General features: G+C 66.6%; 22 protein-coding genes. 17 read left to right on the top strand and 5 right to left on the bottom strand.

Annotated elements, in window-relative coordinates:
• Positions 1-32 precede the first annotated feature (32 nt).
• Positions 33-1,688, bottom strand: a complete 1,656-nt coding sequence (gene aceB / locus ABD115_RS08605) for a malate synthase A (RefSeq protein ID WP_343960276.1) — start codon at positions 1,686-1,688, stop codon at positions 33-35.
• Between the two features lie 171 nt (positions 1,689-1,859).
• Here aceB and ABD115_RS08600 point away from each other — a divergent pair, with 171 nt between their 5' ends.
• The 4 genes from ABD115_RS08600 to ABD115_RS08585 all read left to right on the top strand — a co-directional run bounded on the left by ABD115_RS08600 (position 1,860) and on the right by ABD115_RS08585 (position 5,354).
• Complete coding sequence (locus ABD115_RS08600) at positions 1,860-3,329, top strand: helix-turn-helix domain-containing protein (RefSeq protein WP_343960274.1); 1,470 nt, start codon at positions 1,860-1,862, stop codon at positions 3,327-3,329.
• A gap of 162 nt (positions 3,330-3,491) precedes the next feature.
• Positions 3,492-3,944, top strand: a complete 453-nt coding sequence (locus ABD115_RS08595; RefSeq protein ID WP_425560055.1) for an FHA domain-containing protein — start codon at positions 3,492-3,494, stop codon at positions 3,942-3,944.
• Entirely contained in the window at positions 3,944-4,621 is a 678-nt protein-coding gene (gene ftsR / locus ABD115_RS08590) for a transcriptional regulator FtsR (RefSeq protein WP_343960272.1), read from the top strand. Before ABD115_RS08595 ends, ftsR begins: the two co-directional genes overlap by 1 nt.
• A gap of 211 nt (positions 4,622-4,832) precedes the next feature.
• The gene (locus ABD115_RS08585; protein WP_343960295.1) at positions 4,833-5,354 is read left to right on the top strand and encodes a MerR family transcriptional regulator; all 522 of its coding nucleotides are present in this window, start codon (positions 4,833-4,835) and stop codon (positions 5,352-5,354) included.
• A 323-nt stretch (positions 5,355-5,677) separates the two neighbouring features.
• Here ABD115_RS08585 and ABD115_RS08580 read toward each other — a convergent pair whose 3' ends face one another.
• Positions 5,678-6,484: a ParA family protein gene (locus tag ABD115_RS08580; RefSeq protein WP_343960270.1), complete on the bottom strand. Its 807-nt coding sequence runs from the start codon at positions 6,482-6,484 to the stop codon at positions 5,678-5,680.
• A gap of 87 nt (positions 6,485-6,571) precedes the next feature.
• On the opposite strand from ABD115_RS08580, the gene def reads away from it, so the two are divergent.
• Positions 6,572-7,063 (top strand): peptide deformylase, encoded by a 492-nt coding sequence (def, locus tag ABD115_RS08575; protein WP_343960268.1) that lies wholly within the window; start codon positions 6,572-6,574, stop codon positions 7,061-7,063.
• 119 nt (positions 7,064-7,182) lie between these two features.
• Here the strand turns inward: def and ABD115_RS08570 are convergent, their stop codons facing one another.
• A complete protein-coding gene (locus tag ABD115_RS08570) occupies positions 7,183-9,009 on the bottom strand; it encodes an AMP-dependent synthetase/ligase (protein ID WP_343960266.1) in 1,827 nt (608 codons plus the stop codon).
• A 138-nt stretch (positions 9,010-9,147) separates the two neighbouring features.
• On the opposite strand from ABD115_RS08570, the gene ABD115_RS08565 reads away from it, so the two are divergent.
• The gene (locus ABD115_RS08565) at positions 9,148-9,819 is read left to right on the top strand and encodes a lysophospholipid acyltransferase family protein (protein ID WP_343960294.1); all 672 of its coding nucleotides are present in this window, start codon (positions 9,148-9,150) and stop codon (positions 9,817-9,819) included.
• A 137-nt stretch (positions 9,820-9,956) separates the two neighbouring features.
• A complete protein-coding gene (locus ABD115_RS08560) occupies positions 9,957-11,342 on the top strand; it encodes a class II 3-deoxy-7-phosphoheptulonate synthase (RefSeq protein WP_343960264.1) in 1,386 nt (461 codons plus the stop codon).
• A 96-nt stretch (positions 11,343-11,438) separates the two neighbouring features.
• Here the strand turns inward: ABD115_RS08560 and pknB are convergent, their stop codons facing one another.
• Complete coding sequence (gene pknB, locus ABD115_RS08555; protein WP_343960262.1) at positions 11,439-13,421, bottom strand: Stk1 family PASTA domain-containing Ser/Thr kinase; 1,983 nt, start codon at positions 13,419-13,421, stop codon at positions 11,439-11,441.
• Positions 13,422-13,515: 94 nt separating this feature from the next.
• On the opposite strand from pknB, the gene ABD115_RS08550 reads away from it, so the two are divergent.
• Positions 13,516-13,863: an Rv2175c family DNA-binding protein gene (locus tag ABD115_RS08550; RefSeq protein WP_343960260.1), complete on the top strand. Its 348-nt coding sequence runs from the start codon at positions 13,516-13,518 to the stop codon at positions 13,861-13,863.
• A gap of 27 nt (positions 13,864-13,890) precedes the next feature.
• Here the strand turns inward: ABD115_RS08550 and ABD115_RS08545 are convergent, their stop codons facing one another.
• Entirely contained in the window at positions 13,891-14,991 is a 1,101-nt protein-coding gene (locus ABD115_RS08545) for a polyprenyl synthetase family protein (protein ID WP_343960258.1), read from the bottom strand.
• 72 nt (positions 14,992-15,063) lie between these two features.
• Between ABD115_RS08545 and ABD115_RS08540 the strand changes: the two genes are divergently transcribed.
• The 9 genes from ABD115_RS08540 (at position 15,064) to murD (ending at position 25,465) form a co-directional block, all read left to right on the top strand.
• Positions 15,064-15,432 (top strand): DUF3040 domain-containing protein, encoded by a 369-nt coding sequence (locus ABD115_RS08540; RefSeq protein ID WP_343960256.1) that lies wholly within the window; start codon positions 15,064-15,066, stop codon positions 15,430-15,432.
• Between the two features lie 554 nt (positions 15,433-15,986).
• The gene (gene mraZ, locus ABD115_RS08535) at positions 15,987-16,418 is read left to right on the top strand and encodes a division/cell wall cluster transcriptional repressor MraZ (RefSeq protein WP_343960254.1); all 432 of its coding nucleotides are present in this window, start codon (positions 15,987-15,989) and stop codon (positions 16,416-16,418) included.
• A gap of 13 nt (positions 16,419-16,431) precedes the next feature.
• A complete protein-coding gene (gene rsmH / locus ABD115_RS08530; RefSeq protein ID WP_343960252.1) occupies positions 16,432-17,403 on the top strand; it encodes a 16S rRNA (cytosine(1402)-N(4))-methyltransferase RsmH in 972 nt (323 codons plus the stop codon).
• Positions 17,400-17,987: a cell division protein FtsL gene (gene ftsL, locus ABD115_RS08525; protein ID WP_343960250.1), complete on the top strand. Its 588-nt coding sequence runs from the start codon at positions 17,400-17,402 to the stop codon at positions 17,985-17,987. Before rsmH ends, ftsL begins: the two co-directional genes overlap by 4 nt.
• 93 nt (positions 17,988-18,080) lie before the next feature.
• The gene (locus ABD115_RS08520; RefSeq protein ID WP_343960248.1) at positions 18,081-19,901 is read left to right on the top strand and encodes a peptidoglycan D,D-transpeptidase FtsI family protein; all 1,821 of its coding nucleotides are present in this window, start codon (positions 18,081-18,083) and stop codon (positions 19,899-19,901) included.
• Positions 19,902-19,912: 11 nt separating this feature from the next.
• The gene (locus ABD115_RS08515; protein ID WP_343960246.1) at positions 19,913-21,472 is read left to right on the top strand and encodes a Mur ligase family protein; all 1,560 of its coding nucleotides are present in this window, start codon (positions 19,913-19,915) and stop codon (positions 21,470-21,472) included.
• A complete protein-coding gene (locus tag ABD115_RS08510; RefSeq protein ID WP_343960243.1) occupies positions 21,469-22,905 on the top strand; it encodes a UDP-N-acetylmuramoyl-tripeptide--D-alanyl-D-alanine ligase in 1,437 nt (478 codons plus the stop codon). The genes ABD115_RS08515 and ABD115_RS08510 overlap by 4 nt, the downstream gene beginning before the upstream one ends.
• The gene (gene mraY / locus ABD115_RS08505; protein WP_343960241.1) at positions 22,902-23,987 is read left to right on the top strand and encodes a phospho-N-acetylmuramoyl-pentapeptide-transferase; all 1,086 of its coding nucleotides are present in this window, start codon (positions 22,902-22,904) and stop codon (positions 23,985-23,987) included. Before ABD115_RS08510 ends, mraY begins: the two co-directional genes overlap by 4 nt.
• Positions 23,984-25,465 carry a UDP-N-acetylmuramoyl-L-alanine--D-glutamate ligase gene (gene murD / locus ABD115_RS08500; protein ID WP_382388682.1) on the top strand — a complete coding sequence of 494 codons (1,482 nt, stop codon included), beginning with the start codon at positions 23,984-23,986 and terminating at the stop codon, positions 25,463-25,465. Before mraY ends, murD begins: the two co-directional genes overlap by 4 nt.
• The last annotated feature ends 3 nt before the right edge of the window (positions 25,466-25,468 follow it).

Below are 25,468 nucleotides of genomic sequence, written 5' to 3'. Positions count from 1 at the left end.
TTCACCAGGGGCGCTACGAGCCGCGCTTGCCCCTACGCGTCAACGAGATACCGGCTGTAGGCAGGCACGGTGAGGAACGTCGGGAAGGTGTCGCCCAGCGCCACGTCAGCGAACAGCTCGGCCGCGTCGTCGTAGCGGTCGCCCTCGAATCGCTCGAAGCCGCGCACGGTGTCAGCGAGAATCTCGGTGACCCAGGCGCGGGTGATCTGGGTGCCGTCTGCGGTGCGCTGATCCTGGTGGATCCACTGCCAGATCTGCGAGCGGCTGATTTCTGCGGTCGCCGCGTCTTCCATGAGGTTGTCGATTGCCGCGGCGCCGATGCCCCGCAGCCACGACTCGATGTAGCGGACGCCGATCGAGACGTTGTCGCGCACGCCAGCCTCGGTGATGTCGCGACCGATGTGCACGTCGAGCAGCTGTGCTGCGGTTACCTCGACGTCGTCGCGCTGGCGATCGATCTGGTTCGGGCGGTCGCCGAGCACGGCGTCGAACTCGGCCTGCGCGACGGGAATGAGGTCGGGGTGAGCGACCCAGGTGCCGTCGAAGCCGTCGGTCGCCTCGCGCTGCTTGTCGGCGCGCACCTTCTGCTCGGCGAGCTGCGTGACCTCGGGGTCGCGGCGGTTCGGGATGAACGCGCTCATGCCGCCGATGGCGTGGGCGCCGCGCTTGTGGCAGGTCTTCACGAGCAGCTCAGTGTACGCACGCATGAAGGGCACCGTCATGGTGACTTCGCTGCGGTCTGGCATGACGAAGCGTGCGCCGCGGCCGCGGTAGTTCTTGATGATCGAGAAGATGTAGTCCCAGCGGCCCGCGTTCAGGCCCGCCATGTGGTCGCGCAGCACGTAGAGGATCTCCTCCATCTCGAACGCTGCCGGCAGCGTTTCGATGAGCACCGTCGCGCGAATCGTGCCGTGCTCGAGGCCGAGGCGCTCCTCGGTGTAGCTGAAGATGTCGTCCCACAGCTTCGCCTCCTCGCTCGACTCGAGCTTGGCGATGTAGAAGTAGGGGCCGTGGCCGTTCGCGATGAGCTGCTTCGCGTTGTGGAACGCGTAGAGGCCGAAGTCGACGAGGCTGCCTGACGCCGCGCCCTGCTGGCCCTGCGCGTCGGTGAAACGGATGTGCTTTTCGACGAGGTGCCAGCCGCGGGGGCGCATCACGATGGTGGGGGTGCGCTCAGCGGTGATGCGGTACTGCTTGCCCTCGGGGCTCGTGTACTCGAGCTGGCCGCGGATCGCGTCGAAGAGTGAGAGCTGGCCGCCGATAACGTTCTTCCACGTGGGGCTCGTCGCGTCCTCCTGGTCGGCGAGCCAGACGCGAGCGCCCGAGTTCATCGCGTTGATGGTCATCTTCGGGTCGGTGGGCCCGGTGATCTCGACGCGGCGATCCTCAAGACCAGGGGCCGGGGGAGCGACCTGCCAGCTCGCGTCCTCGCGAATGTGGCGGGTGTCCTCGCGGAACTTCGGGTCGCGGCCGTTGCCGATTTCGTAGCGCTTGCGCTGCCTGTCTGCGAGGCGCTCGTGGCGGGGGCTCGCGAAGCGGGCGTGCAACTCGGTGAGAAACTCCAGCGCCTCGGGGGTGAGGATCTCGTCGGAGCGGTCGAACGGGCGGCCGTTCACCTCGAGGCGGGGCTCGTGCGCTGCAGGGGAGTACGTGCGCGGCCGTTCTGCTGTTGCGGTTGGGGTGTTCATGGTCGTTTCCTTTGGAGTGGTGGGTGCGCGGTGCCGGTCGTGCGGCGAGTGCTCGTGATGTGGGTTGTTTCTATCTTCGACCCCGATCGAGCGGCGCGCCGGTCGTTTTGAACGTGAAATATTGCGATATTTCTGCTTGCCGAAACATTTGCGCTCTGTCACGATGGGAGTATGACGATTGACGCACTCGATCTCGCGAAGCCAGAAGCCGAAACCGACGCGGGCGACGCCCTCACGCTCGGGCGGCGCATTCGCGAGCGGCGGGTTGAGCTCGGCATGACGCTTGAGCAGCTCGCTGCGGCCGTTGACCGGGCCCCATCGCAGCTCTCCGCGCTCGAGAACGGTAAGCGGGAGCCGCGCCTGCCGCTCCTGCGCGCGCTCGCGGCTGCCCTCCAATCGACGGTCGACGAGCTCCTCGTTGACGAGGCGCCGAGTGAGCGGGCAGCCCTCGAGATCGCTGTCGAGCGAGCACAGCGCGGGTCGGTGTTTCGGTCGCTCGGGCTGCAGCCGATCCGCGTATCGAAAACAACGAACGACGAAACGCTGCGCGCCATTATCGGCCTGCACCAGGAAGTTGAGCGGCTGCACACCGAGCGGGCCGCAACGCCTGAGGAGGCGCGGCGAGCAAACACCGAACTGCGCGCCGGCATGCGGGTCGCGAACAACTACTACCCCGATCTCGAGCGGGCCGCTGCCCAGCTCCTCGACAGTGTGGGGTACTCCGGGGGGCCGGTGCTGCAGCAGACCGTCGCGCGAGTGGCCGAGAAACTCGGGTTCACGCTGCACTACGTCAGCGATCTGCCGCACTCGACGCGATCCGTCATCGATCGCCGAAACGGCCGAATCTACCTCAGCGCGAACCTTCCCTCCCGCGATGCGCGTGCGCCGATCTTGCGTGCCCTCGGCAGCCTGGTCTGCGGGCACGAGGAGCCGCGCAACTATGGCGATTTTCTCAAGCAGCGTGTCGAGGTGAATTATCTCGCTGGCGCGGTGCTGCTGCCCGAGGCGGCCGCGGTTGAGTCGCTCAAAGACGCGAAGAGCCGCCGCGAGATTTCGATGGAGGATCTGCGGGATGCGTTCGCCGTCTCATACGAGATGGCAGCTCACCGCTTCACCAACCTCGCGACCGAGTGGCTCGACCTGAACGTTCACTTCATGAAGGCCCACGAATCTGGAACGCTGATTAAGGCGTATGAGAACGACGGGGTGCGGTTTCCGTCAGACGCCCTCGGCAACCTTGAGGGTGCCATGGTGTGCCGTAACTGGACGGCCCGCACGGTGTTCGCCCAGCCCGACTTCTTTAACCCCTGGTACCAGTACACAGACATGGCATCTGGGGGAACGTACTGGTGCACCTCGCGGCTCGAGAACGCCAAGGAGGGGCAGTACTCGGTGAGTGTCGGCGTGCGATTCGAAGACGTCAAGTGGTTCCGCGGCCGCGAAACCCAGCACCGCTCGCAGTCGTTCTGCCCCGACGAGCGCTGCTGTCGTCGCGCCTCGACCGAGCTCACGCACAAGTGGCAGGCCTCGGCCTGGCCCGAGGCAGCGACGCCAACGAGCCTGCTCGCAGCGCTGCCGACGGGCACCTTCCCCGGGGTCGACTCGCACGAGGTCTACGAGTTTCTCGAGTCGCACGAGTGAAAGCTGCGGCGAGGGTCGCATTTGGCGGTGCGGGGGCACGCAAGGCTGACAAACACACGCGTAAATCGGCGCTAGGGATGCGCCATGATGCCCCACTGCGATAGCGTAGGGGGACAGTATCGGAGCCTTTGCTCCGTTGAGTATGAAACGGGTGATGCAGTGGTGAGCGAGAAGCGGAACAAGGATACCGAGGTACGCGCCACGGAGCAGTTCCGTGAAGATCTGAACGCGATGATTCGGGCGCAGGTGACCGACCTCAACGTCGACGAGCTCGAGGCCGTGCAGTCGCTGCCCTCGGGGGCGGCGCTGCTCGTCGTGCGCCGCGGCCCCGATCTTGGCGCACGGTTTCTGCTCGACCAAGACCTCACGATTGCCGGGCGCCACCCCGCGGCAGACATCTTTCTCGACGATGTGACGGTGTCGCGCAAGCACGCGGAGTTTAAGCGCCGCGGCACAATCTTCTCGGTCGCTGATCGCGGGTCGCTCAACGGCACCTACTGCGATGGGGAGCGCATCGATGGCGAGGTCGTGCTCGAAGACGGCGTCGAGGTGCAGGTCGGCAAGTTTCGGTTCACGTTCTTCGCATCGCGATTCGATCTGCCGGGCTCGTTCTAATGGGGGCGCTGCCGCTACGCGCCGTACCGGCCGGGCTGCTGAGCATCGGGCAGGTGCTGCAGGCGCTCCAAGAGGAGTTTGCCGACCTGACGCCGTCGAAGCTGCGCTTTCTTGAAGACCAGGGGCTCGTCGCCCCGGAGCGCACGAAGTCGGGCTACCGAAAGTTCTCGCAGGAGCACGTCGAGCGCATTCGCCTCGTGCTGACCCTGCAGCGCGATCACTACCTGCCGCTGAAGAAGATCGCGGAGGTGCTCGAGGAGCTCGATGCGGGCCGCGACCCCGTGATTCCCGGCGCGTCGACGCGCAGCGCATCGACGATTCTTTCGTCGAAAGAGGTGCTATCGAGCGACGAGCTGTGCCGTGCGGCCGCGACGAACAAACGATTCCTTGGCGAGGCCATTGCGGCGGGGCTGCTGCCCGCTACCGAGGTGTTTCCGTTTGACTCGATCGCGCAGCTGACGGCACTGATGAAGCTCGCTCAGGCGGGCCTCACGCCGCGACACCTGCGGTCTCTGCGCATCTCTGCGGAGCGCGAGGCAGAGATGCTGTCGCACGCCGTTGCCTCGCGCGGCGAGAAGCAGGGGTCGCCGAGCGCGGTCGACGGCTCGCTCGAGTTGCTCGAATACCTGGAGACCGTTCGCTCCGGCGTGTTGCGGCGCAAGTTTGGCGCGCAGTAGTTTGGCGTGTTTCCGCTGATTTCTCACCTTCAAGTTGAACCTTAAGGTGGGTGTGGTGAAATGGGTGCCCGCGGTCGTTGCCATGGGCCCCTCCCGGCGATAGCGTTAGGTGAACTGAGCACAGCGCGAAGAGAGGGACGTCATGGAGCAGATCGAGCCGCCAGCCGGCGGTAGCGGGCAGGGTGCAAACGAGTACCTGGACGCCGCAGACATGCTCTTCAGCGACGGCCTCCCGAAGCCCAACACCGACGGCGGGTTCAAGGGCGCGGTTGCGGCCCGCGCCGCAGGCATCACCTACCGCCAGCTCGACTACTGGGCGCGCACGGGGCTCGTCGAGCCAACGGTGCGCGGGGCACAGGGCTCGGGGTCGCAGCGCCTCTACGGCTTCCGCGACATTCTTGTGCTGAAGCTCGTCAAGCGACTGCTCGACACGGGCATCTCGCTGCAGCAGATTCGCACCGCGGTCGCGCAGCTGCACGCCGCGGGCGTGCACGATCTCTCGCAGACCACGCTCATGAGCGACGGGGCTGGCGTCTACCTCTGCACCTCGAGCGACGAGGTGATCGACCTCGTAAGCCGCGGTCAGGGCGTCTTCGGCATTGCCGTAGGCAAGGTGCTGCGCGAGGTGGAGACCTCGCTCGTCGACCTCGACGACCACCGCGAGAAGAGTGCCGACGAGGCAGCTGCTGGCGATGAGCTCGCGGCGCGCCGCGCGGCCCGCAAAACCTCGTAGCGCGCCCTGCGCCGCGCGGTACGACCCTGCGCCGCGCGGTACGACCCTGCGCCGCGCCGCGCCGCGCCGCGCAGCCCCGCGCCGCGCCCGCCCTGCGCCGCGCCCGCCCTGCGCCGCGCCGCCCTGCGCGCTGCCCGGGGGCGGGGACCCGATCCCTGCACATGCCTCCCAAAGCACCCCCTTGCACCCGCGTGCAGTGAGGGGTGCTCGGAGATAAATGTAGGTCTCGCCCTGGCTGGCCCGCCGGCGAACCGCGCAGCGAGCAAACACCCCCGCGCCGGCGCTCTCAGAGAGGGCTGCCGGGGCGGGGGTGTTTGCGCACGCTACTTTGCCTGTGCGGCGGCGGCGCCGGCGGAGCGGAGCACTCGATCGAGCACGAGGTCGAAGTTCGCTGCCATCTCTTGCGCAGGTTCGCCTGGCCAGAGGTGCACGGGCTTTGCCGCGCCCTGTGCCTGCTGCAGTGCGGGGCGCTCGGGCAGCTGTGGGTTGAGCACGAGGGGCCCAAACATCTCGCGCAGCTCGCGAATGCGGAACTGGTGTTCCATCGACTGCGGCTGCACGCGGTTGATGAGAATGCCGAGCGGCTGGAGCCGGGGGCTCACGCCGCGCCGAATCTCTTCGATGGCGCGCAGCGCACGGTCGGTTGCGGCGACCGCAAACAGGCTGGGCTCGGTGACGATCAGCACGCGATCGGAGGCGGCCCACGCGGTGCGCGTCAGTGCGTTGAGCGAGGGCGCCGAGTCGATGAGCACGAGGTCGTAGTCGGCCTCGACAATCGCGAGCGCCTCCTCGAGCTTCCAGATGTCGCGCGCAGACGGGTGCGGCCCGTCGAAGTTAATGGCCGAGGGGCTGCCGACGAGCAGGTCGATCTTGCCGCCCTCGTGAAACTCGTTCCAACCGCTCGGCGCGATTGCGGAGCGAACGACCTTCTCTTTTGGAGACTCGAGCACATCGGCAATGTTCGCGTACCCGTCAGGGTCGACAGCTAGGCCGGTCGAAACATCGGACTGCGGGTCGAGATCAACCACGAGCGTGCGCAGGCCACGCGAGAACGCTGCCGACGCGATGCCTAGACTCACGGTCGTCTTTCCTACGCCACCTTTGAGGGAGCTGACACTCAATACATGCACAATTCGAGCTTACTGGATTCCGATTGGAATCTGGTGGCCGTTCTCAGCTTTGTGAGCTCGAACTGCGGCACCCGATAGCATTTCACTATGGCTAGACGCGAGATTCGCTTGTTTGGGGACCCGGTGCTTCGTACCGTGTGTGAGGAAATTACGGAGCTAGATGCGGGCGTGCACGCGCTCGTGGCGGATCTGTGCGAAACGGTCGACGAACCCGGCCGGGCCGGGCTGGCCGCCACTCAGATCGGCTACACGCAGCGCGCGTTCAGCCTGAACATTGATGGGGTGATCGAGTATGTCTTGAACCCCGAGCTCATCGAGGTGTCGGGGGAGCCCGTGCCTACTGGCGAGGGCTGCCTGTCGGTGCCCGACCTGTGGTTCGAGGTGCTCCGCTACCCCTACGCGAAGGTGCGTGGCATCGATCTCGAAGGCAACGAGCTCATCATCGAGGGCGAGGGGCTCAAGGCGCAGGCGCTGCAGCACGAGTGCGACCACCTCGACGGCAAGCTCTACATTTCGCGGCTCGACCGCGAGGCGCGCGGCGAGGCGATGCGGCAGATTCGCACGTCGAACTGGTTCTAGGGGCCGCCCTCGGCGACGACAAAGCGGCCCCCGGATGTGGATCCGAGGGCCGCTGTTACGAGGCGCAAGTTGGGATGGGTACGCGTGCGCAGCGCCAACCCCAATGCGCGGTCGATTGATTACTGCGTTTGCACAAAATCGGTCTGCGGGTTCTCACCGTAGAGCTCCGCGATCTCGGCGGAGAAGTCGCGCAGAATGTTGTCGCGCTTGATGCTCATCTTCGGCGTGAGGTGCCCGTTGGCCTCGACGAAGTCGGTCGGCAAAATGACGAACTTGCGGATCGACTCGGCGCGCGAGACGAACTTGTTGCCCTGGTCGACGGCGCGCTGCACCTCGGCGAGCACCTTGGGGTTGCGGGCCGCCTCCTCGACGGTCATATCGGGGTTCTCGTCTTGGTTTTTCAGCCAGGCCGGGAGCATCTCCATGTCGAGCGTGACGAGGGCCGCGATGAACGGCTTCTGCTCGCCGACGGCAACGACCTGGCTGATAATCGTGTTCGCGCGGATAGGGTCTTCGAGCGCGGCCGGGGCGACGTTCTTGCCCCCGGCGGTGACGATGATCTCTTTCTTGCGCCCGGTGATCGAGAGGTAGCCGTCGCTGTCGAGCGAGCCGAGGTCTCCGGTCTTGAAGAACCCGTCTTCGGTGAAGACCGCCTTGGTGGCCTCCGGGTTGTTCCAGTACTCCTTGAAGACGTCGATGCCCTTGACCTCGATCTCGCCGTCGTCGGCGATGCGCACGGTGTGACCGGGGAGCGCGGGGCCAACGGTGCCGATCTTGAACTTGTCTGGCAGGTTCACGGTCACGGGGGCAGTCGTCTCGGTCAGGCCGTAACCCTCGAGAATCTTGATGCCGAGGCTGCGGTAGAAATGCCCGAGGTAGCGGCTGAGCGGGGCCGAGCCCGAGACCGCGTACTGCACGCGCCCGCCGAGCTTCTCGCGCAGCTTCGAGTAGACGAGCTTGTCGAAGACCTTGAACTTCAGGCCGAGCCCGAAGGGAACCTTGCCTGCGTCGAGCGCCTCGGAGTGGGCGACGGCGACCTTCGCCGCGGAGCGGAAGATCTTGCCCTTGCCCTCTGCCTCCGTCGACTGCTCGGCCGAGTTGTACACCTTCTCGAAGACGCGCGGCACCGCGAGCAGGAACGTTGGGTGGAACGTGCTGAGCGCGGGCAGCAGCTGCGTCGTGTCTGCCTGGTGGCCGACGCGCACGCCGGCGTGCACGCAGAGCACCGAAATGAAGCGGGCGAACACGTGCGCGAGCGTCACGAAGAGCAGGGTCGCCGCACCGGGCTGCTGCACGAGCTCGGAGAGCGCGCTGCCGGCGTTGCGCGACAGCTCGACGAAGTTGGAGTGGGTGAGCACGCAGCCCTTCGGCCGGCCGGTCGACCCCGAGGTGTAGATGAGGGTCGCGATGTCATCGCCGTTCGCGAGGTTGCGGCGCCGCTCGATCTCTTCGTCGGCGACGGCGGATCCATCACTCGTGAGGCTCGCGACCGCGCCCTCGTCAAGGCGCCACACGAGGTCGACCTTCGTGAGCTGATCTTGCACCTCGGCGAAGCGTGCGAACTGGTCGCCCGTCTCGATCATGAAGCCGCGGGCCCCCGAGTCTTCGAGAATCCAATGGATCTGCAGTGCAGACGAGGTCTCGTAGACGGGAACCATCACCGCGCCCGCGTAGTGCAGCGCGAAGTCGACGAGCGACCACTCGTAGGTCGTCTTGCACATGAACGCGATGTGGTCGCCCGGCTCGACGCCGGCGGCGACGAAGCCCTTGGCGAGCGCGACGACCTGGTTTCTGAACTCCGTCGCGCTGATGTCGCTCCAGCCGCCGTTGGCTGGTGTGGCGAACAGGGGGCGATCTGGAGTAGCGGCGACCCGCTGCTCGAGGAGGTCGGTAATGTTGTCCTCTGGAACCGGGGGAACGAGCAGTGGTGTTTCTGACAGCTTCACGGCAACTCCTTTGTACCTCGTGTCGGGTGCAATGCGCGGCCAGGGGGCCACGGACATGTATGCTCACAGCCTATCTCTATGCGCCTGAGGGCGCGCGGCTCCGCTATTGTGAAGATCTACGAAGGGAACCAGGTCACTTTGCTCTACTGGATCTTTAAACACCTGATTGTCGGGCCTTTTCTGAAGGCCGTGTACCGTCCGTGGGTGGAGGGAGCCGAGAATATTCCGGCCACAGGGCCCGTAATTCTTGTCGGGAACCACCTATCGGTGATCGACTCGTTTTTCCTTCCCGTGATGATCGAGCGCCGAGTGTACTTTCTTGCGAAGAGCGAATACTTCTCAGGTAAGGGCCTGAAGGGCTGGCTCGTGAAGAACTTTATGCTCGGCGTTGGTCAGCTGCCGATCGATAGATCGGGCGGGAAGGCATCGGAGGCATCGCTCAACACCGGCCTGCAGGTGCTGGAGCGCGGCGATGTGCTCGGCATCTACCCCGAGGGCACGCGCAGCCCCGACGCCCGGCTCTACCGCGGGCGCACCGGCGTCGCGCGCATGGTGCTCGAATCAGGGGTGCCCGTGGTGCCCGTGGTGATGATCGACACGGAGAAGGCCATGCCCATCGGCGCGAAGTTTCCGAAGGTTCGCCGCATCGGCACGGTTATCGGCAAGCCGCTGGACTTCAGCCGTTTCGAGGGCATGAGCGCAGACCGCTTCGTGCTGCGCAGCGTGACCGACGAAATTACCCTCGCGATTCAAGAGCTCAGTGGCCAGGAGTACGTCGACGTCTACGCCTCGAGCGTGCGTAACCGCTAGAGCGCCCGCGGATCCGCCTCGCGCTGCTCGTTCGCTCTGGGCATCGCACGCGCATGCGCCGAATGTCGGGCGTGTTGGGTAGTCTTGAGTGGGGCCGCCAAACAGGGCGGCACGTTTGAGATACACACGGGATGGCCATGAACGCAGTAAGCGTAGAGACCCTGACGGCACAGCAGACCTTCGAGCAGCTCGACACCTATCGTGCACTCGTCGCGAAGCAGCAGCCGAGCTGGCCCGACGCCGCCGCCCTTGAGTATGCGAAACAAGAGATCTCGACGCAGCCGCCGCTCGTGTTTGCGGGCGAGGTCGACCAGCTGCGCGAGCGGCTTGCGAGCGCGGCGCGCGGCGAGGCTTTTCTGCTGCAGGGCGGCGACTGCGCTGAGACGTTCGAGGCGGCAACCGCCGACAAGATTCGCGACCGCGTGAAGACGCTGCTGCAGATGGCCGTCGTGCTGACCTACGGCGCTTCGATGCCGGTGATCAAGGTTGGCCGCATGGCCGGCCAGTTCGCGAAGCCGCGCTCGAGCAACGAAGAGACGCGCGAGGGCGTAACGCTGCCCGCGTACCGCGGCGATCTGGTGAACGGCTACGACTTCACCGAGGAGTCTCGCACAGCCGACCCAAGCCGGCTGGTGCGCGGCTACCACGTCTCGGCATCGACGCTCAACCTCATTCGCGCCTTCACGCAAGGGGGCATGGCAGACCTGCGCCAGGTGAATGCCTGGAACCAGGGCTTCGTCTCGAACCCAGCGAATCAGCGTTACGAGGCGCTCGCGACCGAGATCGACCGGGCGCTGCGGTTCATGGATGCGTGCGGTGTCGATCACACCGCGCTCACCCAGACCGAGTTCTACGTGAGCCACGAGGCACTGCTGCTCGACTACGAGCGGCCGCTCACGCGCATTGATTCGCGCACCGGCGAGCTGTACGGCACCTCGGGCCACATGCTGTGGATCGGGGAACGCACGCGCGACATCGACGGAGCCCATGTCGACTACCTGTCAAAGCTGCGCAACCCCATCGGCGTGAAGCTCGGGCCGACCGCGACGACCGACGACGCGATGCGTCTCATCGACAAGCTCGACCCGAACCGCGAGCCCGGGCGCCTGACGTTCATCACCCGCATGGGCGCCGAGAAGATTCGCGATGTGCTGCCGGGGCTGCTCGCCGGCGTGCGAGACGCGGGGGCGCAGCCTTTGTGGGTTACCGACCCGATGCACGGCAACGGCATCACCACGGCGAACGGCTTCAAGACGCGCCGCTTCAACGATGTGATGGACGAGCTCCTCGGGTTCTTCGAGGCGCACCGCGAGGTCGGCACCTACCCCGGTGGCATTCACGTCGAGCTCACCGGTGACGACGTCACCGAGTGCCTCGGCGGCTCCGAGAACATCGACGAAGAGGCGCTCGAGCAGCGCTACGAGTCGGTGTGCGACCCGCGACTGAACCACATGCAGTCGCTCGAGCTCGCCTTCCAGGTGGCTGAGGAGCTGAAGCGCACCGTGGGCGTGCGCCGGCCGTAAGCGCACGGCGCGCGCCGGTTCTGCACGACCTGGTGAGTGCGGCCGTGGCCCTTCGGGGCTGCGGCCGCACTGCTGTGTTGAGGCGGTGTGGGGCGGCTACAGCGAGATTTGCGAGGTGACGCGAATCTCTGTTCCCGCTTCGACTTCGGTGCCGGCTGCCGGGTTGGTGCCGGTTGCACGCGCGAGCCCGCGCAGCGCCTCGGGCACGAGCGTCGTCGGCGAAAACCCTGCGGCCGCAAGCGTGTCCATCGCCTCTTGCAGGCCCATGCCAGAAACGTCGGGGATGGCGAAGAGCTCGGGCCCAGACGAGATCTGCAGCCCAACGGAGTCGCCGGGGCGCACGGGGTCGGTGAGCCACACGATGCCAACGACCTGCCCCTTCGGCACCTCGTCGCTGATCACCTCGGTGTTCTGGGAAGCATCGACGCTGAGCTCGCTGCCCGCGAGGGTCTTTGTCGCCTGCTCCACGCTCAGGCCACTCACGTCGGGCACCGGCCCCGCCGACACGATGAGGTTGATCGTGCCGCGCTCTGGGAAGGTGTCTCCGAGCTCGGCGTCGTTCGAATCGAGGGCGGCAAGCACCTCGTCAGCCGCGGCCCCCGAGAACCTGGTGTCGGTCACCTTGCCGAAGGTGAAGCGGCCTGCCTCGATCTGGGCGATGGCATCGTCGAGGCTGAGCCCGACGAGGGTTGGCACGGCGAGCAGCTCCGGGCCGGTTGACTGGCACAGCGTCACATCGCTGCCCCGGTCGAGCCTCGTTCCCGGTTCGGGGGTGATGCCGGCTGCGAGGCCGACCTCGATGTCGAGGCTCGTGCACTCGCCGGTCGCCACAACGAGATCGAGCTGCTCGAGTGTCGCCTGCGCTTCGGCCATCGATTGGCCAGCGACCTCGGGCACGGTTACGGCCGAGCCAGGGCCGAGCCCGAACCAGAGCGCAACCCCCGTCGTCGCGGCGAGTAGCACCGCGATCACTGCGGCGGTGATGCGGCCCGAGCGCGCTCGCTTCGCTCCCTGATCGCGCACTCTATCGACGTCGCTCGCCGATTGCGCGGGCGCGAGCTTGCCCGTCTCGCTGCCCTGCAACGACGCCTGCTCGGGGCGCCCGAGCACCGCGGTCGCTGGCGTGAGGTTGGTGGTGGCTGCGTCGGTGAACTGCGAGCCAGCTGGCAATACGGTCGTGTCTCCTGGCAGCGCCCCGGTCGGCAGCACCGCCGTGGCCAGTGCTTCGGGAAAGCTGTATGGATCGTGTCGCAGCTCTCGCATGTGCGTGAGCGCTTCGCCGGCATTTGCTGGCCTGAGCGCCGCGTCGCGCTGGGTGAGCCAGACGACGAAGCTGTCGAGTGCGGGAGTCGAGACGTCGGCCGCCTCCGACGGTGGCGGCACGTCTGAGTGCGCGTGCTGGTAGGCGATTTGCATCGGCTGCTCGCCGGTGAACGGCTGCGTGCCGGTGAGCATTTCGTAGAGCATGATGCCGAAGGCGTAGAGGTCGCTGCGCTCGTCGGCGATGCCGCGGGTGACGAGCTCGGGGGAGAGGTAGGCGATCGTGCCGAGCAGCGCCTGCCCCGTGGTCGTGTTCGCGCTCACCGCGCGCGCGAGGCCGAAGTCGCCGATCTTGATGCGGCCGTCGTCGACGAGCAGCACGTTCTCGGGCTTGAGGTCGCGGTGCACGATGCCTGCGCTGTGGGCGGCCGCGAGCCCCGCGAGAATTGCGTCGCCGATTTCGAGGCTCTGGTCGAGGGTGAGGCGCTGCTGCTTCTTGAGCAGCTGCCGCAACGTGATGCTCGGCAGGTACTCCATGACGAGGTAGACGCGCCCGAGGTCTTGGCCCTGGTCGAAAACATTCACGAGGTTTGCGTGCGAGAGCCTGGCGGCGCTGCGCGCCTCGCGGTCGAAGCGGCGGGTGAAGTTCTCGTCTTCTGCCAGGTGCTCGTGCATCACCTTCACGGCAACCTTGCGCTCGAGCCTGAGGTCGTGCGCAAGGTAGACCATCGCCATGCCGCCGCGCGCGATGCGCGACCGAATCACGTAGCGCGCGTCGAGCGTCTGCCCGATGAGCGGGTCGATGGGTGGAGCGGTCACGCCGAAAGTCTACGGAAGTTTGACTGTGTGAGTCGTGGCGCGCGCCGCGTTTGCGCGGATTGCGCTTCGGCAATCACGCTGGCAGAGTTAGAGGGTGCCAGAAAACAGCGGATCAACACGCTCCTATTTCACCCTCAGCGAAGTTGCAGAGCGCCTTGGGCTCTCTGTGAGCAAGGTTCGACGTCTCATTGAAGACCACTACCTTGGCGCGGTGCGCATCGACGGCGCTCTGCACATTCCCACCGAATTTATCCATGACGATCAGCCGCTGCCCTCACTTCGCGGCACCCTGCTCGTGCTCATCGACGCGGGTTTCTCAGACGACGAGGCGATGGACTGGCTGTTCAGCGTGAGCGACGAGCTCGGCGAATGCCCCATCGACTCGCTGGTCGACGGGCGCAAGAGCGCGGTTCGCCGCGCGACGCAGTCGCTCGCGTTCTAGCTGCGGCGGGCTGCTCAGCGCGGCGGTTTAGGAATCGCGGCTGGCGGCGCGGTCGGCGAGGCTCATCAGCCGATCGGCAGCGGCGCTGTCGAGGTTCGCGTCGGCCAGGGCGCGGTGCGCCCGCTCGATGTTGCGGCTAATCATGCGTTCGACCTGCTGATCGGCGTCGCTGCCGCGGATCGTGCGCTGCAGCATTGCGACCTGCTCCTTGTCGAGATCGGTGCCGAGTAGGTCGTCGAAAATGCGGCGCTGAGTGCCCGGCAGTGCCTCGCGGGCGAGCGTAACGAGCACGGTGCGCTTGCCCTCGATGAGGTCATCGCCGCTCGGCTTGCCCGTGATCTCTTCGTCGCCAAACACGCCGAGTAAATCGTCGCGTAGCTGGAAGGCTACGCCAACGGGAAGGCCGAACCCCGCGAGCGCGGCCTCCTGCGCATCAGAGGCTCCGGCGAGCGCCGCGCCAATGAGTAGTGGGGCCTCGACGCTGTACTTCGCCGACTTGTAGACGAGCACACGGGTGGAGCGGTCGAGCTGCTCTGCGTGTTCGGCGAAGCCACCGCGCTGCTCCTCGAGCACGTCGAGGTATTGACCGACCGCGACCTCGCTTCGCATGCGGTTGAAGTGGGCGCGGGTGGCACGGGCCGCGGCGCGATCGTCGATCGCGTCGCACGCGCTCGCCATCAGTTCGTCAGACCACGACTGCAGCAGGTCACCCGTGAGAATGGCGCCCGAAATGCCGAAGTGGTCGGGAGCGTTTCGGTAGCCGTGCTGTTCGTGCAATCGCGCGAACGAGCGGTGCACCGATGGTCGGCCCCGGCGGGTGTCGGAACGGTCGATGACGTCGTCGTGGATCAGCGCGGCCGCGTGAAAGAGCTCAAGTGCGCAGGCCGCATCGAGCAGGGCCCCAAACTCAGCGTCTACCGGGCCGTCGATAGCGAGTGGCTTCACGGCTCGGTACCCGTGCACCGCAAACAGTGCGCGGAACCGCTTGCCGCCGGTCAGGAAGCTGGTGACCTCATCGAGCAGCGGCTCGGCATCGGGGCCGAGGGGCTCCAGTTCGGCTCGATGCGTGTCGATGATGTCGTTCAGTCGCTCCTGTATAAGGCCTGCGAGTCTCGTCGTTTCGTCCACCCGACTAGCCTATCTGGGAGCAGTGGTCGTAAAATGGTAGGAAAGACTTTTCTTATAGATGAAGGGGGCATCATGGCGCTGTCAGAACATGAACAGCGGCTGCTCGACGAGATGGAGCGCAGGCTCTATCAGAGCGAGGCCGATCTGCTTCCTGCGTCGACGGGCGTGCCGCGTCGGTTCAACTATCGCTCGCTCGTGCTCGGCACGCTGCTCGGGCTCGCGGGCATTGGCCTGCTCATCGGGGGTGCGGCCATGCAGCAGCTCTGGTTGGGGCTGCTCGGCTTCGTTGCCATGCTCGGCGGTGTGCTCGTGATGTTCTCGAAGCGCACCGAGGTTGAGCCAGACCAGCTCGCGTCGAAGACGCGGCAGCAGGCCGCGGCGAAGGAGTCGCTCTCCGACCGCATGGAGCGCCGCTGGGACGAGCGCATGGGCGGTCAATAGCCCGCCGCGGGTCTCCGCTCCACTTTCCTCCCCAATGGGTCGCAGCTTCGGCTGCGGCCCATTGTTTTTTGCGGTGGCCCCGCGCTGCTGCCGCTGCCGCTGCTGCCGCCACCGGTCCACCGGCCCACTGACAGCCCGGCCCGCCAGCATTCGCCCGCGCAGCAACTCGATGTCAGTTTCCCCCGGATTTGAGGCCGTTAGAGCCGGTTTCGCGGGGAAACTGACATGAACTCGGTAGCGGGGCGGCGGGGTAGCGGGGTAGCGGGGTAGCCGGGTAGCGGGGCGGCGGCCGGGGCGCGCCGCTGTTACCAGGCGCGCCCCGGTCGGGCCCCACGCTGCCCCCGTCAGGCCCCACAGCGCACCCCTCGGGGCCCCGCCGAGTACTGCCATGCCCAAAACAACGTACCTAACTCGAAATTACCTCCACTTCACTCCACCAGTAGTTGAGCCGTCAATCGGTGTCAATTTGTTGAATTAGCGCCGCATTTGCGTGAATTGTGGAGGAAAGTGGAGTACCGTGGGAGAAACGTAACGGCGGAGGAGGGGAGTGGACCATGTTTCTCGGCACGTTCACCCCGCGCCTCGACGAAAAAGGGCGGCTCATTCTCCCCGCCAAGTTCCGAGATGAGCTCGCAGAGGGCCTCGTCATTACTCGCGGGCAGGAGCGCTGCCTGTACGTCTTTAGCGAGGCAGAGTTCGAGTCGATGCACGAGCGAGTACGGCAGGCTCCGCTCACCTCGAAGCAGGCGCGCGACTACCTCCGCGTGTTCCTCTCGGGTGCTCACCCCGAGACCCCAGACAAGCAGCACCGCATCACCGTTCCGCAGGGCCTGCGCGATTACGCGGGGCTTGACCGTGAGCTCGCAGTCATCGGCGCGGGCTCCCGCGCAGAGATCTGGGATGCGGCTGCGTGGGAGACCTACCTCACTGAGCAGGAATCGGTCTTCTCAGATATTGAAGAGGAGGTGATTCCCGGCATGTTCTAGCCGGGAACGCTGTATGAATGATCTCACCCCCCGCAACCCAGCTGACCTCCACACCTCGGTGATGCTCGAGCGCTGCGTTGAGCTGCTCGCGCCTGCCGCGGCGCGCCCAGGAGCTCACGTCATCGACGCGACGCTCGGCATGGGCGGTCACACGGAGGCGCTGCTCGAACGCTTCCCCGAGCTCACTGTCATCGGGCTCGACCGCGACACCGAGGCGCTCGAGCTCGCGAGCGCACGCCTCGCGCGCTTCGGGAGCCGCTTCGTGCCGGTTCACGCCGTGTACGACGAGATCGACTTCGCGCTCGGCGAGGCCGGCGCCCAGAGCCTCGACGGCGCGCTCTACGATCTCGGCGTCTCCTCGCTGCAGCTCGACGACGCCGAGCGCGGCTTCGCCTACGCTCAGGATGCGCCGCTCGACATGCGCATGGATCAGACGCGCGGGCGCACGGCGGCAGAGATCCTCGCCGAGGAGCCTGAGGGCAGGCTGCGAGAGCTGTTCGAGCGCTACGGCGAAGAGCCGCTGGCCGGGCGCTATGCTCGCGCAATCGTTGCGGCCCGCAAGGTGTCGCCGCTCGAGCGCTCGGGCCAGCTCGTCGACGTGCTGCAGCAGGCGACTCCGGCAGCGGTGCTCGGTAAGCGCCACCCGGCAAAGCGTGTCTTCCAGGCGCTCCGGGTCGAGGTAAACGGAGAGCTCGCAACGCTCGAGCGCGCGATTCCCGCCGCGATCGATCGGCTCAATCTCGGCGGGCGGATCGTGGCGATGTCGTACCAGTCGCTCGAAGACCGCATCGTCAAGCGGGCATTCCAGGCGCGCAGCCGGTCGACCGCTCCGCAGGGGCTGCCGGTCGAGCTGCCGGAGCATCGCCCCGAGCTCAAGATCCTCACCAAGGGCGCCGAACAGGCAACAGAAGCAGAGCGCGCGGTGAACCCGCGCGCCATTCCCGCGCGGCTGCGCGCGGCTGAGCGAGTTAGGGAAGTGGCATGAACGCAACCGCCCCCGTCGAGCTGGATCAGCTCCGCCTGCTAGGAGCGCCCGCCCCGCGGCCAGAGACGACCCGTGAGCGGGCGGATCGGCTGCGCCCGGTCACCACGCCTGCGCCAAAGCCCAGAAAGAGCCCGGTCGTCGGCGCGATCGTCGCCGTCTGCGTGATTCTCGGTATTTTCGCGGCTCAGCTCGCGCTGAGCATTCTCGTCTCGCAGGGCGCCTACGAGAGCCGCGCGCTCGAGATCGAGGAGCGCGATCTCGGCCGGGTGGAGCGAGTGCTGTCGCAGAACCTCGACAAGCTCGCCTCTCCGCAAAACCTGGTCGCGAACGCCGCGGCGCTCGGCATGGTGCAAAACGTCGCCCCGGCGACGATGCGGCTGAGCGACGGCGCGATTCAGGGGTCGCTCGACTCGACAACCCGCGAGGCGAGCGAGAACCTCGTGCCGAACGCGCAGCTCGAGACGCTCCCCGTGCTCGACGCGGCCGGGCTGCTCACGAGCCGCGACGCCGGGCAGGCGCCGGTTGCCGACGCGGCGAAGGCCGTCGCGTGGCAGGGCAAGCTCCCGGCTCCACAGACCCGCTAAGCCAGACTCGCTCAGCAGCCCCGCTAGGCAGACCCGTAAAGTAGACCCGCTGAGCACGAAGGTGCAGCAGAATCGCGAAGAGAGGACGGGCACGTGCGCTGGAAGATGATTCGTGGCACGCGCGGGCGAAACCTTGTCGCGTTTGGCATCATCTTGGTCGCCGCGTTCGCGTTCATGGTTCGGCTGATCGATGTGCAGATGATCTCTGCGCCGCAGATGAATGAGGATTCGCGTGAGAAGCGGGCGGTTCCCATTACGATCCCGAGTGTGCGCGGCGACATCGTCGACCGCAACGGCGACGTGCTCGCTACGACCGACGAGCGCTATGACGTGCAGCTCTCGCCCAAGAACGTGACCGCGAAGAACGGCCGTGTCTTCACGAGGCCAGACCTCGAACGGGGAGCGGGCACGATCGATGTCACGGCAGAGCAGGCCTTCGAAGAGATCGGGGCGATTACCGGCCAAACCGGCGCCGAGATCAAGCAGATCGTCGACGACGCAATCGCGGTCAATAAAAACTCTGACTTCGCCTACGTGAAGCGCGGCATCGATCTCAGTCAACTGCAGGCGCTCAAGGAGCTGCGCATTCCGTGGCTCACATTCGACAGCCAACACAAACGGGTCTACCCGAACGGAGCGATCGGCGGCAACATTGTTGGGTTCGCGGGGCAAGACGAGATCGCCCAGGCGGGCGTTGAGCTCTCGCAAGACGAATGCCTCGCGGGAACCGACGGCGCCGAGACCTACGAGCGCGGCGCCGATGGCGTGCAGCTCCCCGGCAGTGTCGTCGAAACCAAGCGCGCTGAGAACGGCGGCACGGTCGAACTCACGCTCGACCGCGACCTGCAGTGGGCGGCCCAGCAGATTATCAACGAACAAACGCAAAACGCGGGCGCCGAATACGGCTACCTGGTGATTCAAGACGTGAAGACCGGCGAGCTCATTGCCGTGGCAGAAGACGGCTCGGTCGACCCGAACGATGTCGGAGCCTCCGACGACAGCCGACACAACTCGCGGGCGTTCGTGCGGCCCTACGAACCCGGTTCGACGTTCAAGGTGATTACCGCAGCGGCGCTCATCGACCAGGGTAAGGCGACCCCCGAGAGCACCGTGACCGCCCCGTACTCGTGGCAACCCGAGGAGGGCGTGTCGTTCAGCGACTGGTTCCAGCACGGCCCGGCTGACTGGACGCTGACGGGAACGCTCGTGTACTCGTCAAACGTCGGCATCTCTATGCTCGGCGGGCGCATGTCGCCGGAGACGCGCTACGACTACCTCACGAAGTTCGGAGTCGGCCAGCCGACGAACGCGGGCATGCCGCTTGAAGACGCGGGCACCCTTGCGAACGTCGCCGACTGGGACAGGCAGACGAGCTACGTGACGATGTTCGGCCAGGGCCTGTCGTCGACAATCGTGCAAACGGCCGGCGTGTTTCAGGCGATCGCCAACGACGGGGTGCGCATCCCGCCGTCGATTGTGAAGAGCTGCACGCCTGCCGAAGGCAAAGCAGAAAACCCCGATCACGGCAAGCCCGTGAAGGTGCTTTCGCCAGAGGCCGCAAAGATCACCCAGAACATGCTTGAAACGACGGGCACCGACGGCCTGGTGAAAGACATGGCGACTATTCCCGGCTACCGCATCGGCGGCAAGACGGGCACGGCAGAGCAATCAGACGGCCAGGGCGGCTACCGCACCGACTACGTGCACAGCTTCGCCGGCGTTTTTCCGATGGATGACCCGCAGTACGTGATTGTCGCCTCAATCGGCTTCCCGCACGGCGGCGACGGCACGGCCGCGGCGGTGACGGCGTTTCACGACGCTGCGGAGTCGACGATTCGCAAGTTCCGCATTCCACCGTCGGAGCCGGGCTACGTCAAGCTGCCGATTGGCGATGAGCTCGGCGGGGCTGGGTAGGATTGATTCACGTGAGCAGCTCTAACGAGGATCTGACGATCCGACCCCAACACCCACGGCCCGTGCAACTCTCGACCCTCGCGGAAGCTCTGCCGATCGAGGTGGCCGAGGGTGCGGGCGGGGTGACCGTAACCGGCGTGACAATCGACTCGCGCGACGTGCAACAGGGCGACCTCTACGTCGGGCTGCCTGGCGCGCGCCACCACGGCGCGGCGTTCGCTGCGGCGGCGCTCGAACGCGGGGCCGCAGCCATGCTCACCGACGAGGCGGGGCGAAAGCTCGCCACAGACGCCGGGGTCACCGCACTTCCCATCGTCGTCATCGACCGTCACCCGCGCGAGGTGCTCGGCGAGCTCTCTGCCCGCGTCTACGGCACGCATGACCTCGCGGCGAAGACATTTGGCATCACCGGCACGAACGGTAAGACGAGCGTCGTGTACTGCATCGCGCAGCTGCTCGAGGCGGCGGGGCTGCGCCCCGGCCTGAGCTCGACGGCCGAGCGACGCATCGGCGACGAGGTTATCGTCTCGAACCTTACGAGCCCCGAGGCATCGGAGTTGCACGGCCTGATCGCTCGCATGGTCGAGCGCGGTGTCGAGGGCATCGCGATCGAGGTGTCGGCGCAGGCGATTGGCCGGCACCGCATCGACGGGGTGCACTTCGACGTCGTCGCTTTCAATAACTTCTCGCAGGATCACCTGGAGGAGTACGGCGACATGGAGACGTACTTCAGGGCAAAAGCGGCGCTGTTTGTGCCCGAGCACGCGGCGCGCGGCGTCGTTGTGGTTGACGGCCCGCACGGTCAACGGCTCGCGCGCGAGTCTCAGGTTCCCGTGACCACGCTCGCCACCGAATACGGCAGAACCGCCGACTGGCACCTAGCGATTACCGGACAGAGCCTCGACGGCGTCTCGTTCGTGCTCCAGGGGCCCGAGGGTGCTCATTTCCGCGGGCGCGTTCCCGTGTTTGGAAGGTTCATGGCCGAGAACGCGGCGCTCGCGCTCATCATGCTGCACGAGGCCGGTATCTCGTTCGACCGCATCGAAGCTGGTCTCGACCGCGGCCTCATTCCCGTGCACATTCCGGGCAGGCTCGAGGAGATGACCGAGGGCGGCCCGGGGCCGCGCTTCTTCGTTGACTACGGCCACACGCCCGGCTCGTTCGAGGCAATGCTCGACGCGCTCGGCGAGGTCGTAGAGGGAGACATCATCTTCATGTTCGGCGCAGACGGCGACCGCGACACTACCAAGCGTGAGGAGATGGGGCGCATCGCGGCCGCGGGCGCAGACACCGTGATCATCTGCGACTACCACCCGCGCACCGAGCCGCCGGAGCAGATCCGCGCGCAGTTGCTCGCCGGCGCGCGCTCGGCGAACCACGCGACGCTCTACGAAGAGGCCGATCCGCGCCGGGCGATCCGCCTCGCGCTGTCGCTTGCCGGCCCCGGCGACGTCGTGCTGTACGCCGGCCCCGGGCACGAGGATTACCAGGAGGTCGCCGGTGCGTTTCTGCCGTATTCGGCGCGTGATGAGGTACGCGGCGCGCTCCGCGAGGCAGGATTGCTTCCGTGATTGAACTCTCTTATTCCGAGATCGCGGCGGCCATGGCCGGCACGTTGATCGTGGCCGCCGGGGAGACCGGCGAGACGCTCGTTTCGGGTGAGGCCCAAACCGACTCCCGCGAGGTGCAGCCAGGGCAGCTCTTTTTTGCGAGGCGCGGTGAGGGCACCGACGGTCACCTGTTCGCGGGCAAGGCCGTGCGCGCGGGGGCGGCGCTGCTGATCGTGGAGCGCGAGCTTGGCGCGGCGGATCTCGGCTTCGCCGACGCGGCCTCTCCCGTCAGCCAGATTGTCGTCGCCGACACCACCGCGGCACTCGGCGCGCTCGCGACGCTCGTCGTGCACCGGCTGCGCGAGCGCGGGGCGCTCACGATCGTCGGCATCACCGGCTCCAACGGCAAAACGACGACGAAGAACCTCGTTGCCGCGATGGCCGAAACGCTTGGGCCGACGGTTGCGAGCGAGAAATCATTCAACAACGAGGTCGGCGGGCCGATCACGATGCTGCGCACGACCGCCGAGACTGAGACGCTTGTGGCCGAGATGGGGGCTAGCGCGACCGGCGAGATCGCGCGCCTCACTGCTATGGCGCAGCCGCACATCGGCGTTGTGCTGTCGGTGGGGCTCGCACACGCGGGCGAGTTCGGTGGCATTGAGGCGACGTTCCGTGCGAAGAGCGAGATGGTGAAGAGCCTCGACGCTTCCGGGGTCGCAGTGCTGAACCGCGACGACCCGCGCGTTGTGCAGATGGCCGAGCTCACCCCGGCACGCGTGCTGTGGTTCGGCCAGCACCCCGAGGCCGACGTACGCGCGACCGACATCGAATCTTCGGCCGCCGGAACGACCTTCACGATCCACCACGGTGACGAAACTCGCGCAGTGCGTTTCCACGTGCTCGGCGAGCATCACGTCATGAACGCGCTTGCCGCTGCGGCGATCGGGCTCACGCTCGGGCTCAGCCTCGACGCCGTCGTCGACGTGCTTGAGGCCGCGACGCTCGCGGCCCCGGGCCGCATGCAGGTGCTCGGCGGGCGCGATGGCATCACGATCATCAACGACGCCTACAACGCCAGCCCCGACTCGATGAGCGCGGCGATTCGCACCCTCGCGCAGATCAAGAAACCGGCGGGTCGCACCGTCGCCGTGCTCGGCGCGATGACCGAGCTCGGCTCCCTGACCATCGAGGAGCACCTGCGCATTGGGCTGCAGGTGGTGCGCCTCGGCATCGGCCAGCTCGTGGTCGTGGGCCGAGACGCCCGCCACCTGCACATCAGCGCCATTAACGAGGGCTCGTGGGATGGCGAGAGTGCCTTCTTCGAGACGCAAGACGAGGCCTTTGCCTACCTCACCGAGACGCTGCGCGCCGACGACACTGTGCTCGTCAAGTCATCTAACTCCGCCGGGCTGCAAGCTCTCGGCGATCGCCTGGGGGAGGCCTACGTATGATCGCGATGCTTATCGCTGCGGGATTCTCGCTGCTGTATTCGCTGCTGTTTACGCCCGTGTTCGTGCGCGTGTTTAACAAGCTCAAGTGGGGCCAGCCGATTCGCGTCGACGGGCCGAAGGAGCACGAGACGAAGCGCGGCACGCCCACAATGGGCGGCCTGATCTTCATTTCGGGTTCGGTGCTCGCCTACTTCGTCGGCAAGCTCGTCATGGGGGAGACTCCGACCCCGTCGGCGCTGCTCGTCATTCTCATGGCCGTCGGCGCCGGCACGGTCGGCTTCATCGACGACCTCATGAAGACGCGCAAGCAGAACTCTGCGGGGCTCGGCGGCTGGGCAAAGATCGCGGGCCAGGTCGTGATCGCGGTGTCGTTCGCGCTGCTCGGCCTGCAGTTCATGGACCACCACGGGCTGACCCCGGTCTCGACCCACATCTCGATCTTCCGCGACCTGCCGTTCGATTTCATGAGCCTCGGTGTGATCGCCGGCACGATTCTCGTGATTCTCTGGGTCATGGTGATCGTCACTGCAACGACGAACGCCGTGAACGTCACTGACGGCCTCGACGGGCTCGCAGCAGGCGCCTCGATCTTCGCGTTCGGCTCCTACCTCATCATCGGTTTCTGGCAGTCGGCGCAGAACTGCGCGACAACGGCTGGCGAGGCAGGCTGCTACGAGGTGCGCGACCCGATGGATCTCGCAGTCATTGCCGCCGCCTTCCTCGGCGGTGTCGCCGGATTCCTCTGGTGGAACACCAACCCCGCGCAGATCTTCATGGGCGACACCGGCTCGATGGGCATCGGCGGCGCGATCGCAGCGCTCGCGATTCTCACCCGCACCGAGGTGCTGCTCGTGCTCATCGGCGGCCTGTTCATCATCGAGACCGGCTCGGTGATTCTGCAGCGCGTGTACTTCAAGGTCACGAAGGGCAAACGCATCTTCCGCATGAGCCCGATTCACCACCACTTCGAGCTCAAGGGCTGGGCCGAGGTCACGATCGTCGTGCGGTTCTGGATCATCGCCGGCCTCTTCGCGATCGTCGGCATCGGCGCGTTCTACGCAGAATGGGTGCTGAGCCAGTGAGCGCGGTCGCGGAGCGCCTCGACGCGCTCACGAGCTGGCACCACGACTGGTCGGGGCTGCGCGTCGCCGTGCTCGGGCTGGGCGCGACCGGGTTTTCGGTCGCCGATACGCTTGTCGAGCTCGGCGCCAGCGTGCGCGTCATTCACGGCAAGCCTGATGCCGATCGCGAGCGGCTGCTCGACGTCATCGGCGCCGAGCGCGCTCTCGCCCCCTCCGACGAGGAGCATCTCGCCGAGCTCGCGGCCTTCGGGCCCGAGCTCATGGTCGTCTCGCCCGGCTACCCGGCGCACCACCCCGCGGTCGCCTGGGCCGCCGAGCACGGCGTCGCCGTGTGGGGCGATATCGAACTCGGCTGGCGGCTGCGCGATAAGACCGACCGGATTGCCGACTGGATCTGCATCACCGGCACCAATGGCAAGACCACGACGACGCAGCTCACCGCGCACATGCTTGTCGCCGGCGGGCTGCGCGCCGCCCCGGTCGGCAATATCGGCACGCCGCTGCTCGACGCGCTGCGCGACCCCGTCGGGTACGACGCCCTCGTCGTCGAGCTGTCGAGCTTTCAGCTCGAGCGGGTGCACTCGATGTCGCCGTACGCCTCGGCCTGCCTGAACCTCGCCGATGACCACCTCGACTGGCACGGCAGCGCAGGGGCCTACCGCGACGCGAAGGCGAAGGTCTACGCGAACACTCAGGTCGCGTGCGTGTACAACCGCGGCGACCTCGAGACCGAGCGCATGGTCGAGGAGGCCGACGTCATCGAGGGCGCCCGCGCGATCAGCTTCGGGCTCGATTCGCCGCCGCCGAGCGGCTTCGGCGTTGTCGACGGTATTCTCATCGACCGTGGATTCCACGCCGATCGCCGCGGCGAGGCCTTCGAGCTCGTCACCGTCGAGGAGCTTGAGAACCGCGGCATCGGGCAGCCGCACATGGGGCTGAACATTCTTGCTGCGGCTGCGCTCGCGCGCTCGCGCGGCGTAGAGCCCGCCGAGATCGCGGGCGCTGTGCTGAGCTTCACCCCCGACCCGCACCGAGCCCAGCAGCTCGGTGAGTTCGCCGGGGTGCGCTGGGTCGACGACTCAAAGGCCACGAACGTGCACGCGGCCGAGGCGTCGTTGCGCGCGCTCCAGGGCGTCGTGTGGGTCGTTGGCGGGCTGCTCAAGGGCGTCGACATCTCGCCACTCGTTGCCGCCAACGCGGCCCGGCTCCGGGGGGCAGTGGTGATTGGGGCGGATCGTGCGGAAGTGTTGCGGATCCTCACCGAACACGCGCCGGGAGTGCCCGTCGCCGAGGTGCTCGCCGAGCGCGGGATCGACGTCATGCGCGAGGCGGTTGCCGCGGCCGCGCGGCTCGCGCAGGTGGGTGACACGGTGCTGCTGTCGCCAGCGAGCGCGTCGATGGATCAGTTCGCCGATTACGCCGCCCGCGGCCGCGCCTTCCAAGAGGCGCTCGCGGAGCTGACGGCGGGCCGGGAATAACCG

Origin of the sequence: Leucobacter albus (assembly GCF_039528015.1) — a bacterium.
Classification (GTDB): domain Bacteria; phylum Actinomycetota; class Actinomycetes; order Actinomycetales; family Microbacteriaceae; genus Leucobacter; species Leucobacter albus.
The sequence above is the reverse complement of the archived record's forward strand: the minus strand, read 5'-3'. Positions and strand labels throughout refer to the sequence as shown.